This is a genomic window from Paraburkholderia metrosideri (assembly GCF_904848625.1).
Classification (GTDB): Bacteria; Pseudomonadota; Gammaproteobacteria; order Burkholderiales; family Burkholderiaceae; genus Paraburkholderia; species Paraburkholderia metrosideri.
This window is the reverse complement of sequence record NZ_CAJHCP010000006.1, coordinates 447,369-460,473: the sequence shown is the minus strand read 5'-3', so window position 1 is coordinate 460,473 and position 13,105 is coordinate 447,369. Positions and strand designations below refer to the sequence as shown.

The window sequence follows — 13,105 nt, the reverse complement described above, 5'->3', positions numbered from 1 at the left end:
ATGAATGGCATGCGGGCAGCCGACCTCGTCGCCAGCTTGCGGGAAAGCCGTGGCTTCCGGCACAAGACGGATATTGCCGACGTAGTCGGCTCGCTTGCGCGTCGTTTGCCCGGTGGCACACATGATCTCGCGCAAGCGGTGGGGTTGGGCGACGATTGCGCAGCACTTGCCGACGGCGATGGCTATCTGCTATTCGCGATCGAAGGGATGGTCAGCGATTTTGTCGGTGCCATGCCGTGGTTCGCGGGCTACAGCAGTGTGATGGTCAACGTAAGCGATATCTATGCAATGGGCGGCAGACCGCTGGCCGTTGTCGACGCATTATGGAGCCATGGTATCGCCGCAGCGGATCAGGTGCTGGCGGGGATGGCGGCCGCGTCGGTTGCGTATGGTGTGCCGATTGTCGGCGGTCACACGAATACGCGCAGCGATGCCGCGCAATTGGCGGTGTCGATTATCGGTCGCGCGAAAGCACTGCTATCGAGCTTCAACGCCAAACCGGGCGACACACTGATGATGGCAGTCGATCTGCGTGGTCATTTCGAAGAACCGTATCCTTTCTGGAATGCTTCAGTAGATGCACCGTCGGAACGTCTGCGCGCAGATCTGGAACTGTTGCCGCAACTCGCTGAGAGCGGACTGTGCGATGCGGCTAAAGATATCAGCATGGCGGGAACGTTAGGTACGGCGCTGATGTTGCTCGAATGCTCGCAGGTGGGCGCCCGGATCGATCTCACGCGTATTCCAAAACCCGCCGGTGTGACGTTCTCACGTTGGGTGACGGCGTTTCCGAGCTTCGGTTATCTACTGTCGGTGCGTCAGGACAAGGTTGAAGCGGTGCAGGCGTTGTTCAATTCACGCGCGCTCGCCTGTTCGGCGATCGGCATGGTGGATGATTCGCTTGAAGTATCGCTGCATCAGCAAGATGACTCGGCCGTATTGTGGGACTTCAGACGCGAGCCGTTTATCGTCGCGAAGGACAGCCCGCGATGAATCCTCTGCGTATCGCGTTGCTGACGCATTCGGTCAACCCGCGCGGCGGAGTGGTGCACACGCTTGAATTGGCAAGCGCGTTGACGTCGATCGGGCATGACGTGACGGTGTTCGCACCCGCCGGGCCAGGTGAAACGCTATTCCGTTTGCCGCCGTGCCGCGTGGTGTATGCACCGATCACATTGCCGCAGGCAACTACCGTCGACATGGTGGAAGCGAGAATCGATGCATTTCATCGTGCATTGATCAGTCAGGATGCGACCTCGTTCGATGTGTTGCATGCGCAGGACAGTATCAGCGGGAACGCGCTGGCGGAATTGAAAGCGCAAGCGCGTATTCAGGGTTTCGTGCGCACTGTGCATCATCTTGATCATTTCGATAATCCACGTCTGGCTGCATGGCAGCGGCGTGCGTATCAGGACGCCGATCAGGTGCTGTGCGTAAGCGATATCTGGACGTGTGAATTGCGATCGTTGTGCGGCATTCACGCGATCACGGTGCCGAACGGCGTGGACATCACACGCTTCTCTCCGCGCGCGGACCATCACGATGTGCCAATCAGACGACGTTTCGGTATCGGCGTCGGTCCGGTCGTTCTGGCAGTAGGCGGTGTCGAAGCGCGCAAGAACACCCTGGCGCTGCTCGAAGCTTTTGCGTCGATTCGCGACGTGAAGCCCAATGCGCAACTTGTGATCGCTGGCGGCGCGAGCCTGCTCGACCATGACGCTTACACCCGCAGCGTGCTCCAACGAGCCGCGGAACTGGATCTTTCTGTCGGCCCACACAACAACGTGATCGTGACCGGCCCACTGGAAGACGCCGCAATGCCGGCGCTATTTCGTGTCGCCGACGTGTTGTCGATGGTTTCGCTACGCGAAGGATTCGGCCTCGTCGTATTGGAGGCGCTCGCCAGCGGAACGCCGGTCGTAGCCTCGGCAATTGCGCCATTCACCGAATATCTCGATGACGCGACATGCTGCTGGGCCGATCCCACGGATATCGATTCGATCACGTCCGCGTTGCTCGACGCGCTCAACAAAAACACGCTCGATTTCGCTCACGCGGTCCCAGCGTTGCTCGCCCGATTTAGCTGGCATGCGAGTGCGCAGCGTCACGTCGATGCGTATCGCCATTTTCTGGCGAAGCATGCTTTGCCTATTAACTGATTTGAGGAATTGCGATGCCTGTCATGCACTTTCGAATTCAATGGCCGGACGGCGACGAAGCGAATTGTTATTCGCCGTCACTCGTCATTGGCGACTTTTTTAAGCCGGGCGAAGCCTATCAACTCGACGATTTCGTCACCCGCTCGCGACAGGCACTGAATATCGCATCCGAACGTGTGCGGGAGAAATACGGCTTCGCGTGTTCAGCGGCGATGGACCAGTTAGCGCAGATCGAGCACGACGCCGAGCGCTTTCGCGATCAACCGGATGCGACGGTCAAGGTTATCGAGTTCAGCTAGACAGTTATTTTTTTAGAGGACGCATCATGTCGAATCCAGCACATCACGCACACGCCGACGGGCACTACGGCGTGCTCGTTGTCGGCGGCGGACAAGCGGGTCTGTCGGTCAGCTATCACCTGAAACAGGCCGGTATCGACCATCTGGTTGTGGAAAGAAACACAGTGACGCACACGTGGCGCGAGCAACGCTGGGATGCGTTCTGTCTGGTCACGCCGAACTGGCAATGCGCGTTGCCGGGTTATCCGTATCAGGGCGACGACCCGCACGGTTTCATGAAGAAGGACGAGATCATCCAGTACCTCGACGGCTTTATCGCGCACGTCGATGCACCGGTGCTCGAGCGTACGGAAGTCAGGCGGGTGAAACAGCGTGACGACGGCGTGTACGCGATCTCGACAACGCGCGGAGATTTCACCGCTGATCAGGTCGTCGTAGCGTCAGGGGGATATCACACGCCGATCGTGCCGCGTCTTGCTGAACGTTTGCCGGCTCATATCGTGCAGTTGCAATCGTCCGCCTATCGGAATCCGCAGTCGTTGCCCGAAGGTGCGGTGATGGTGGTCGGGACCGGCCAATCCGGCGCGCAGATCGCGGAGGACCTGCATCTGGCAGGACGCAAAGTCGTGCTCGCCGTGGGCGAAGCGCCACGTTGCGCGCGTTTCTATCGGGGTCGCGACGTGGTCGACTGGCTCGCCGACATGCAATATTACGACATGCCGGTCGAAAAACACCCGTTGCGCGAAGGCGTGCGCGACAACACCAATCACTATGTGACAGGCCGCGACGGCGGACGCGATATCGATCTGCGCAAGTTCGCTGCCGAAGGCATGGAGCTATACGGTCGGCTCGACGATCTGCGCGAGGGGCAATTCTATTTCGCACCTACACTCGGGTCCAATCTCGATTCGGCCGACGACACGTATAACCGGATCAATGCCAGCATCGACGGCTTCATTGAGAAGCACGGCATTGCGGCGCCAGAGGGTGCCGCGTACGAACCGGCCTGGCGGCCAGCGGAAGAACGGACCACGCTGGATGTCGAGACGAGCGGCATTGCGGCGATCATCTGGTGCATCGGCTTTACGCCGGACTTTAGCTGGCTCGATGCACCCGTGTTCAACGGACGCGGCTATCCGGCGCATACGCGCGGTATCACGCCAATCGACGGTCTGTACTTCGTCGGCTTGCCGTGGCTGCATACGTGGGGTTCTGGACGCTTTTCCGGCGTTGCGCGCGATGCGGAGTTCATCGTGCACGCGATTCGTGAGAAGGCGCAGGAGCGCGCTTCGTTGACAGCCGCGGTTGCCGCATGAAAGGACATCGGCAAACGCTTGCAGAACAACAATAAAACGGCCGCGCGCAAAGCGTAGCGGCCGTTGTTATCTATCAAAACGCTTAACAGAATCTCAGCTACCCAACGCCGGATCGCTCACGCTGCTCCTGCCGGTTTCGACGTGCCCCGCCAGGCGCCGCATGAATGACGAATCCGTATCGACGGTAATAGTCAGGTCGTACCAGCCATGCGCATTTCGCAGATCGAGATAAAGCTGCCCGGTATCCCCGCCGCGTACCGAATTCCTGATCACGTTATTCGCGTCGTACGCATTCACGATGGTGAACTGGCAACGCGCACTGCCCACATTTTCCAGCCGCAATTGCAGATTGCCATTCGACACGTCATAGCCTTCGGCAACTTCCGGCCGGGCCGTTTCCGATCCGCCCCACCCGTTGTGCGCGACCACTTTGCCCGCAAAGCGGCGCAGAAAGCCGTTCGGTCCGTACACCGTGTAGTCGTAGCTGCCGTCCGCATTGAGCGGCAACTGATCCTGCAAGCGCTTGCCGGCTTCGACGGTATAAGTGAGCGGGGCGTTCAGACCTTGCGCGGCGTAGACGAGAAACACTGCACCGGCGCGACCCGTGTTGATGAAGCGCATCGTGAGCTTGCTGGCCGAGCCTTCGCCTTGCACGTGCACGAATAATTCATACGGGAGCGCGCGAGCGGGACGGACGCCCGGTTCCTGCTGCGGCACCGCTTGTACAGCAGGTGGAAGCGGCACGTAATCCGCGTGACGATTCTGATCGGGCGGCACGTAGCCGCTCGTGTCTGGCAATGTCGGCACAGCGTCGTTCGGGTTGCTGAAGTTGAACGCCGACATCAGATCGCCGCAAACTGCGCGACGCCACGGCGTGATGTTCGATTCGCCGAGGTTGTGCTGCTGGCCAAAGCGCTTTTCGATAAAGCGGATCACCGACGTATGGTCGAACAATTCCGAGCACACGTAGCCGCCTTTTGACCATGGCGACACGACGATCATCGGCACGCGAGGACCGAGGCCATAAGGCGCGGCAGGCGTGGTCGAATTGCCGGGAAAGATCTCGTTGCTGGTGTCGACGGTCGACAGACCGTTCGCGCTCGTGGACGGTGCGAACGGCGGCGGCATGTGATCGAAGAAGCCGTCGTTCTCGTCGTAGTTGACCAGCAGCACGGTCTTGCTCCACACATCGGGATTCGACGTCAGGATCTGCAACACCTGGTCGATGTACCACGCGCCGTAATTCGTCGGCCAGTTCGGATGCTCGGAATACGCTTCGGGCGCGACGATCCACGAGACTTGCGGCAGTGCATTGTTCTGCACGTCGCGTTTGAGTATGTCGAAGTAGCCGTCGCCCTTGGCGGCATTGGTACCGGTGCGCGCGTTGTCGTATAGCGGGTTGCCCGCTTGCGCGTTGCGATACTGATTGAAGTAGAGCAACGAGTTATCGCCGTAATTGCCGATGTACGGGTTTTGTGTCCAGCCCCATGAGCCATTTGCATCGAGACCGGTGCCCATGTCCTGGTAGATCTTCCACGTGATGCCCGCGTTTTGCAGCACTTCCGGATACGTGGACCAGCCATAGCCGAGTTCCGAGTTGTCGATCACCGGACCGCCGCCGCTGCCGTCGTTGCCGACCCAGCCGCTCCACATGTAGTAGCGGTTCGGGTCAGTCGGTCCCATCAGCGAACAATGGTAGGCGTCGCAGATGGTGAATGCGTCGGCGAGCTGGTAGTGAAACGGAATGTCGTCGCGCGTGAGGTAGGCCATCGTCGTGGTGCCTTTAGACGGCACCCATTGGTCGTAACGGCCGCCGTTCCATGCGGTATGCGTCGTGCCCCAGTCGTGCGCCAGGTCTTGCAGGAATTGCAGGCCCAGATTCGGCGCGGTGGGCCGAAACGGCAATACGTAGCCGGAATCCGCTGCGAGCGGTTGATACCAGACCGGCTTGCCGTTGGGCAGATTGATTGCGCGCGTGTCGCCAAAACCGCGCACGCCTTTGAGTGTGCCGAAGTAGTGATCGAATGAACGGTTTTCCTGCATCAGCACGACGATATGCTCGACGTCCCGAATCGTGCCGGTCTTGTTGTTGGCGGGCAGAGCCAGCGCGTTGCGAATGCCCAGCGGCAACATGCTCAACGCGGTGGCGGAACCTGCTGCGTGAGCGGCAGAGCGCAGAAAATCACGGCGATTTTTTGAAGTCATGGTGATGGCTCTCGATCTTCGGTGGAGGAGCAGCACGCCACGCACGCGAGCATGAGCGGCGCGACACTCAATCGGCAGTATGGATGATGGGTGTGGCGAGCGGCGTGGATGCAGCGGCGGACAACGCTGCGTCAGCGCCAGATGCGGGTAATGCGGGTAGTGCGGGAGACAGAATCGTGACGGCGGCAGGTACGGGTGATGCGGCTAGCGGATTGTCTTGCGCAGACATCTGCGCGCTGGGGTTGTCCGCGGGACTATTGGAAGAACTCGGATTCGCTGTGGTGGTGCCGGTGGGCTGGTCGTCGTTGCCGCATGCACCGATCAATGGGCAAACTGATGCGGCGATCATGACGGCAGCCAAACGTTTGCGCTTTCGCGCAGGAGCGGGCTTCGACACCACGGGCATAACACTGTCTCCGGCATGGGAAGGGCTTGCCAGGGCATGCGTGTGCCGAGGTCAGCGATGCAGCAGCTTAATCGCTGACCTGTGTAAGTTTTGTGAATAGGTCGTGAGGAATGGGAAGGCGGTCAGCCTTGGATCGGGACGATCGTCTTGATCCCGACGGTAGCATTGCCCGATAAGAAACCGGCACCGACGGCCGAACGCGTGGGGTGACTGGCGTCGCTGTTGGCGCTCGGTTTGTCGACGTTGCTCTGAGCGCAGGCCGCTAACGCAAAACAAATGCCGCAATCGCTTCGTTCAATTTTTCCGGGGCGTCGCGATGCGGTGAGTGTCCGCACGCGTCGAGCCTGACCAGACGTGCATGCGGTACGTGGGCGGCGATCGTGTCGATCTGGGCCATCGTGCCGTAGTTGTCGTCGTGTCCCTGTATCGCCAGCAGCGGCTGGCGAATGGACGATAGTTCTGCGGTCATCGTCCATTGCCGGAAGGCTGGATTCAGCCAGATGTCGTTCCAGCCGTAGAACGCGGAATCGACATCGGCGTGATAGCGCGCGAGCCTGCTGCGCAGGTCGGTGGTCTCGTATAGGTGCTTTGTTTGAGCAATACTTTCCACCGAAATATCTTCGACAAATACATGCGGTGCAATGACGACAACGCCGGCCAGCGCGTCGGGATACAGCGCCGAATACAGCAACGCGATCGAGCCGCCGTCGCTATGGCCGATCACCCACATCTGCTGGCGCCCGGACACGCTGATGTCGAGTGCGTCGAGCAATGCGGGGAGGATGTCGCGCGCTTGCGCTGTCATGAAATCGATCGGCCATTTCACTTCGTGCGGGCGTGGCGTAGAGCGCCCATAGCCGGGCCGCGAATAGACGAGCCCACGCATGCCGAGTCGCTCGCATAACGCTTGCGGCCAGTCGCGCCACATCTCAATCGAGCCGAGTCCTTCGTGCAGAAACACGGCAAGCGGCGCATTCGCCGCCGCTTCATTGAGCCAGCGGTATTCGATACGCAATGGGCCATGAGAAGCCGTAGCGGGCAATTCGACGAAACTGTTGGCTGATGAGGTATTGGCGCTAGCGGCAATGGTGCCGGCGGCTGGGTTGTGCATGAATCACCTTATGACTGTTCGCGCAGCTTGAAACGTTGAATCTTGCCGGCGGCGGTTTTTGGCAAATCGTCGGCGAATACGATGTCACGCGGATATTTGTGCGGCGCAAGCCGGTCTTTGACAAAGGCCTTCAACTCATCCGCGAGTATCTCAGACGGCGCGAACTCACGCTTCAAGACGACGAACGCGCGGGTCTTCACGAGACGCGCGGGGTCTCCTCATAAGATTTAACGTGAACGATCATCGTCATCGTCATTCCGCGAACGCAATGACGATGACGGCGACACCGCCCCGCACGCGCGAATCACCAGTTGGACCACTTCCTCGGTCGTGACTTCAAACGCTTTCTGCGTCAATGCACGCTTACCCTTTAGCGCGCGAATCTGCGCGTCGAAGTCAGCGTAATGCTGGGTTGTCGCCCAGATCATATACATCAGCGTCTGTGCATTCACCGGCGCAAGCAGACCGCGCGCAATCCAGTCGTCGATCACTTTCACGCGGCTATCGAGCCATGGCTTCACGCGCCCCGTGAGAATGTCTTCCATATGCTCTGCGCCGTGGATGATCTCGCTTGCCCACACCTTCGAGCCTAACGGGCGACGTCGCGACAATTCCATTTTCGCGCGCACATATCCGCCGATCGCTTCAACCGGATCGTCGCTGCACTCGAACGTATCCGCTGCTCGGTGCCAGTCCTCGAACAGGTCTTCCAGCACGCGCCGGTACAGCGCGAGCTTGGTCGGAAAGTAGTAGTGCACGTTAGCTTTCGGTAAGCCAGCACGTTCGGCGATCATGGCGGTGCTGGTGCCGTCGAGTCCCCGTTCGGCGAAAACCGCCTCCGCGCACGCCAGAAGATGCGCTTCATTCGACTCACGAATGTGCGCCTTGCGCCGCCGCAATGGCGCGCGCGTTTCGTCGTTTTCGATGATCTCGGCCGCCACGTCGTCGTCTCTCATGTTTGCCTTCGCCGGCATCTGCGCCGCGTCGCGCTTCATTCTAGTCGTTTGGCACGACGCTCACACGCGCAATCGTCGTCGGCAATGACGACGTGCTGCGGTGCAATGGCACGCTTCTCGCTATGTTTCTCACCGTACAAAAGGCATTGATTTGGCGGGCTTAATCGTCTACAACCTGTCCAACTGGACAGGATTGGAAGAGCGGCCGATGCACCAGGGTTTGCCCTTTGCAGTAAAGGCGATCCGGTGCATCGAGGGTGCACCGCCGCCGTGCGGCGACGCCCCAAAACCCGTCGCCGATGCACCAGTTTCATGTCGGTTCACCGAAAGGAGCGAGACGAATGAATGCGGTATCCGAAGCATTAAAGCGCGCAGAACTGACGACGTCGCTGAAGGTCGACGGCAAGCGGTTGTGGGATAGCCTGATGACGATGGCGAAGATCGGTGCGACGCCCAAAGGCGGCGTGTGCCGTCTTGCGCTCACCGACCTCGACAAGGAAGGACGCGATCTGATCGTGAGTTGGGCGAAGGAAGCCGGTTGCACGGTCACCGTCGATCAGATGGGTAATGTGTTCATGCGCCGTGCCGGACGCAATCCCGCTGCATTGCCAGTGATGACCGGTTCGCATGCGGATTCGCAACCTACAGGCGGCCGTTTTGACGGCATTTACGGGGTACTGGGTGGCCTCGAAGTGATCCGGAGTCTGAATGACCACGGCATTGAAACCGAGCACCCGGTTGAAGTGGTGATCTGGACCAACGAGGAAGGCTCGCGTTTTGCGCCGGCGATGGTCGCTTCAGGGGTATTCGCCGGCGTGTTTTCGCTGGAATACGGACTCTCGCGCAAGGATGTCGACGGCAAGACTATCGGCGAAGAACTCAAGCGGATTGGTTATGCGGGCGATCTTCCATGCGGTGGCCGGCCGTTGCATGCGGCGTTCGAATTGCATATCGAGCAAGGGCCGATTCTCGAAGCTGAACAGAAAACCATTGGTGTCGTCACCGACGCGCAAGGTCAGCGCTGGTATGAAATCACGCTGACGGGTCAGGAAGCGCATGCAGGTCCGACGCCAATGCCGCGCCGTCGCGATGCATTGCTCGGTGCTGCGCGCGTCGTCGATCTGGTCAATCGTATCGGACTCGATCACGCGCCGCTGGCCTGCGCGACGGTCGGCATGCTGCAGGTCTATCCGAACTCGCGCAACGTGATTCCGGGTCGCGTGTTCTTCACCGTCGATTTCCGTCATCCGGACGACGCGGTGCTCGCCAAAATGGATGCGGCGTTGCGTCAGGGCGTGGCCGAGATCGCAGGCGGCATCGGTCTGCAAACCGAACTCGAACAGATCTTCTATTACGCGCCGGTCGCATTCAACGAAGACTGCGTGAAGTCAGTGCGCGCGGCAGCCGAACGTTTCGGTTATCCGCATCGCAATATGGTGTCCGGCGCAGGGCATGACGCGTGTTATCTGTCGCAGGTCGCACCCACTTCGATGGTGTTCGTGCCGTGCGTCGACGGGATCAGCCACAACGAGATCGAGGACGCCACCTTCGAATGGATCGAAGCGGGCGCGAATGTATTGCTGCATGCAATGCTCGAACGGGCTTGCGAGCCGGTTTCATAACGCCGTAGCGGTCCAGGCCCCGGTCCGCATCATGGTCCAGGCAGGCAGTCAACGTAGTGCCCATAAAACATGCCGTCCCGGCTCCGCTTGCAGCGCAGCCGGCAGGTACGGCTACGTCCTCACATCGAAGAAGGAACGTGTATGGCCATCAAGCAAACTGGCGATATTGCGGCTCAGCGGCTGTCGCCCGACCAGCTTTCGTGCGAGTTCTCCGACATCGCGCCGTTGCTCGACGCAAGCGCGGCGGCGGCTGCAGCGAGCCGTTGTCACTACTGTTACGACGCGCCTTGCGTGAATGCGTGTCCGACGCAGATCGATATTCCCAGCTTTATTCGCAAGATCGGCAACGGCAATCTGAAGGGTGCCGCGGTGGATATTCTGTCGGCGAATCCGCTGGGCGGCATGTGCGCGCGCGTGTGCCCGACCGAGATTCTTTGCGAAGGCGCTTGCGTGCGCAATCACCAGGATGCGAAACCCGTCGCGATCGGCGCGTTGCAACGGCATGCAACCGATTGGGCGATGGCGCGCGGCGAGCCATTGTTCAAGCGCGCCGCTGAAACAGGCCGTCATGTCGCGGTGATTGGCGCGGGGCCGGCGGGACTTGCCTGTGCGCACCGGTTGGCACTGTCGGGTCATCGCGTGACGATTTACGACGCGCATGAGAAAGCCGGTGGACTGAACGAATACGGTATTGCCGCCTATAAAACTGTCGACGATTTTGCGCAGCGTGAAGTCGCATGGCTATGTTCTGTCGGCGGCATTGAAATTGAACATGGCGTCGCACTGGGGCGCGATATTCAGCTCGATACATTGCGTCAGCAATACGATGCGGTGTTTCTTGCCATTGGGCTGACGGGCGTACGGTCACTCGCGATGGAAGGCGAGGACCTGAGCGGCGTGATGAACGCGGTCGACTTCATTGAACAGATCCGTACCGCGAGCGATGTGGGTACTGTACCGGTGGGTCGTCGCGTCGTGGTGATCGGCGGTGGCAATACCGCGGTGGATGCCGCGGTGCAAAGCCGCAAGCTCGGTGCAACCTCGGTGACGATGGTGTATCGGCGCGGCGTCGAATCGATGAGCGCGACATGGGCCGAGCGCGATTTTGCGCAGACCAATGGCGTCACACTGGTCACCCATGCAACGCCATCGCGGTTGATGAGTGAAGAAAACGGGGTGACGGGTGTCGAATTCGAACGCACGTCGAGCGACGGCACCCAGGAACGCTTCGTGATCGCAGCGGACATGCTGCTCAAGGCGATTGGGCAAACGCTGGTAGCGGTGGGTCTCGAACGTGAGTTGTTGACGCTGGACGGCAGCCGCATCGAGGTCGATGCGAACGGACAAACGTCGCTGCCCGGCGTGTGGGCGGGCGGCGATTGCGCCGCTACGGGTGGCATCGATCTGACCGTGCAAGCGGTACAGGACGGCAAGATCGCGGCCGCCGCTATCGACGCGCAATTCGCCCGCACCGCAGTCAAGGCGGCATAGATAGCGCCGAGCCAAAAAGCACGAAACACGAAACACGAAACACGAAACACGAAACCCGCATCAGCAGGCATACAAAAAACAGCAGTCCCCAAGGAGCCGAACATGGCCGATCTGCGCTGTACGATTGCCGGCATCACTTCGCCGAATCCTTTCTGGCTCGCGTCTGCGCCGCCGACCGACAAAGCTTATAACGTGAACCGCGCGTTCGAGGCGGGCTGGGGCGGTGTGGTATGGAAGACGCTCGGTCTCGACCCCCATGTGGTGAACGTCAGCTCACGCTACGGGGCGGTGCAATGGAACGGCCAGCGGATCGCCGGCCTGAACAATATCGAACTGATCACCGACCGTCCGCTCGACGTCAACCTGCGCGAAATCGCGCAAGTCAAACGCGATTGGCCGGATCGCGCGATGATCGTCTCGCTGATGGTGCCGTGCAATGAGCGCGACTGGAAATGGATTCTGCCGCTCGTCGAAGACACCGGCGCCGATGCGGTCGAATTGAATTTCGGCTGTCCGCACGGGATGAGCGAACGCGGAATGGGCGCGGCAGTCGGTCAGGTGCCCGAGTACATTGAAATGGTCACGCGCTGGGTCAAGGAGGGCTCGAAGCTGCCTTGTCTGGTGAAGCTCACGCCGAACATTACCGACATCCGGGTCGGCTCGCGAGCGGCTTATCAAGGCGGCGCGGATGGCGTGTCGCTGATCAACACGATCAATTCGATCGTCGCGGTGGATCTCGATGCGATGGCGCCTTTACCGATGGTCGATGGCAAAGGCACGCACGGCGGCTATTGCGGACCCGCGGTCAAGCCGATTGCATTGAACATGGTGGCTGAAATTGCTCGTGACCCGGAAACGCCGAATTTGCCGATCTCCGGAATTGGCGGCATTTCCACGTGGCGCGACGCTGCCGAGTTCATGGTGCTCGGCGCGGGCAGCGTGCAGGTCTGCACGGCTGCGATGCACTACGGATTCCGTATCGTCTCCGATCTCGCCGACGGCCTGTCGAACTGGATGGACGAGAAAGGCTACGCGACGCTCGACGACATCCGCGGTCGTGCCGTGCCCAACGTGACCGACTGGAAGTATCTGAATCTCAAATACGACATCAAGGCGCGCATCGATCAGGACAAGTGCATTCAGTGCGGCCTGTGCCATATCGCATGCGAGGACACAGCCCACCAGGCCATCATGAAAGAAAAAGATGGCGTCCGGCATTTTGAAGTGGTGGACTCCGAGTGTGTCGGCTGCAATCTGTGCGTGCACGTGTGTCCGGTCGAGCAGTGCATCACGATGGAGCGCGTGGACAACGGTGAATATGCGAACTGGACCACGCATCCGAACAATCCGGCGCGCGTGGGTGCTGCGCCAGGCGTGTCGACGGCTGCCGAAGCTGAAACGGCGGCGCACGCACACGCAGATCCTCATCCGGCAAAAGCAGCCTGAAACACGCAACCGTTTAGCGAAGCGGCTGTACTGAACCTGTCGTTCTTAATAGCCCGACGCGCCACCAGAAGCGAGGCGGGCTTCAACGATCATG

11 protein-coding genes and 1 pseudogene are annotated in these 13,105 nt (G+C 60.1%); 7 read left to right on the top strand and 5 right to left on the bottom strand.

What is annotated here, in order from left to right; genetic code table 11:
- Nucleotides 1–9: 9 nt before the first annotated feature.
- Genes LMG28727_RS15720 through LMG28727_RS15705 form a run of 4 tightly spaced genes read left to right on the top strand, consistent with a single transcriptional unit; the run spans nucleotide 10 to nucleotide 3,774 of the window.
- Nucleotides 10–993 carry a sll0787 family AIR synthase-like protein gene (locus LMG28727_RS15720; RefSeq protein ID WP_201643315.1) on the top strand — a complete coding sequence of 328 codons (984 nt, stop codon included), beginning with the start codon at nucleotides 10–12 and terminating at the stop codon, nucleotides 991–993.
- Nucleotides 990–2,159, top strand: a complete 1,170-nt coding sequence (locus LMG28727_RS15715) for an MSMEG_0565 family glycosyltransferase (protein ID WP_201643246.1) — start codon at nucleotides 990–992, stop codon at nucleotides 2,157–2,159. The genes LMG28727_RS15720 and LMG28727_RS15715 overlap by 4 nt, the downstream gene beginning before the upstream one ends.
- A gap of 14 nt (nucleotides 2,160–2,173) precedes the next feature.
- Nucleotides 2,174–2,458 carry an MSMEG_0570 family nitrogen starvation response protein gene (locus LMG28727_RS15710; RefSeq protein WP_201643245.1) on the top strand — a complete coding sequence of 95 codons (285 nt, stop codon included), beginning with the start codon at nucleotides 2,174–2,176 and terminating at the stop codon, nucleotides 2,456–2,458.
- Between the two features lie 26 nt (nucleotides 2,459–2,484).
- Nucleotides 2,485–3,774 carry an MSMEG_0569 family flavin-dependent oxidoreductase gene (locus LMG28727_RS15705; RefSeq protein WP_201643244.1) on the top strand — a complete coding sequence of 430 codons (1,290 nt, stop codon included), beginning with the start codon at nucleotides 2,485–2,487 and terminating at the stop codon, nucleotides 3,772–3,774.
- Between the two features lie 93 nt (nucleotides 3,775–3,867).
- On the opposite strand, the gene LMG28727_RS15700 is transcribed toward LMG28727_RS15705, so the two are convergent.
- The 5 genes and pseudogenes from LMG28727_RS15700 to LMG28727_RS15680 all read right to left on the bottom strand — a co-directional run bounded on the left by LMG28727_RS15700 (nucleotide 3,868) and on the right by LMG28727_RS15680 (nucleotide 8,452).
- Complete coding sequence (locus tag LMG28727_RS15700) at nucleotides 3,868–5,979, bottom strand: phosphocholine-specific phospholipase C (RefSeq protein ID WP_201643243.1); 2,112 nt, start codon at nucleotides 5,977–5,979, stop codon at nucleotides 3,868–3,870.
- A gap of 67 nt (nucleotides 5,980–6,046) precedes the next feature.
- Nucleotides 6,047–6,328 carry a hypothetical protein gene (locus tag LMG28727_RS15695; RefSeq protein WP_236591934.1) on the bottom strand — a complete coding sequence of 94 codons (282 nt, stop codon included), beginning with the start codon at nucleotides 6,326–6,328 and terminating at the stop codon, nucleotides 6,047–6,049.
- Nucleotides 6,329–6,647: 319 nt separating this feature from the next.
- Nucleotides 6,648–7,496 carry an alpha/beta fold hydrolase gene (locus LMG28727_RS15690; protein ID WP_201643241.1) on the bottom strand — a complete coding sequence of 283 codons (849 nt, stop codon included), beginning with the start codon at nucleotides 7,494–7,496 and terminating at the stop codon, nucleotides 6,648–6,650.
- A gap of 8 nt (nucleotides 7,497–7,504) precedes the next feature.
- Nucleotides 7,505–7,711: pseudogene (locus tag LMG28727_RS15685) on the bottom strand (AMP-binding enzyme); the annotation flags it as partial.
- 12 nt (nucleotides 7,712–7,723) lie between these two features.
- Entirely contained in the window at nucleotides 7,724–8,452 is a 729-nt protein-coding gene (locus LMG28727_RS15680) for a TetR/AcrR family transcriptional regulator (RefSeq protein ID WP_236591932.1), read from the bottom strand.
- Between the two features lie 341 nt (nucleotides 8,453–8,793).
- Here LMG28727_RS15680 and LMG28727_RS15675 point away from each other — a divergent pair, with 341 nt between their 5' ends.
- From LMG28727_RS15675 to preA, 3 genes are all read left to right on the top strand, one after another.
- The gene (locus LMG28727_RS15675; protein ID WP_201643239.1) at nucleotides 8,794–10,074 is read left to right on the top strand and encodes a Zn-dependent hydrolase; all 1,281 of its coding nucleotides are present in this window, start codon (nucleotides 8,794–8,796) and stop codon (nucleotides 10,072–10,074) included.
- Between the two features lie 141 nt (nucleotides 10,075–10,215).
- Nucleotides 10,216–11,565 (top strand): NAD(P)-dependent oxidoreductase, encoded by a 1,350-nt coding sequence (locus LMG28727_RS15670; RefSeq protein ID WP_201643238.1) that lies wholly within the window; start codon nucleotides 10,216–10,218, stop codon nucleotides 11,563–11,565.
- Nucleotides 11,566–11,667: 102 nt separating this feature from the next.
- Nucleotides 11,668–13,011, top strand: coding sequence for an NAD-dependent dihydropyrimidine dehydrogenase subunit PreA (gene preA / locus LMG28727_RS15665; RefSeq protein WP_201643237.1), 1,344 nt, complete (start codon nucleotides 11,668–11,670; stop codon nucleotides 13,009–13,011).
- Nucleotides 13,012–13,105: the final 94 nt, after the last annotated feature.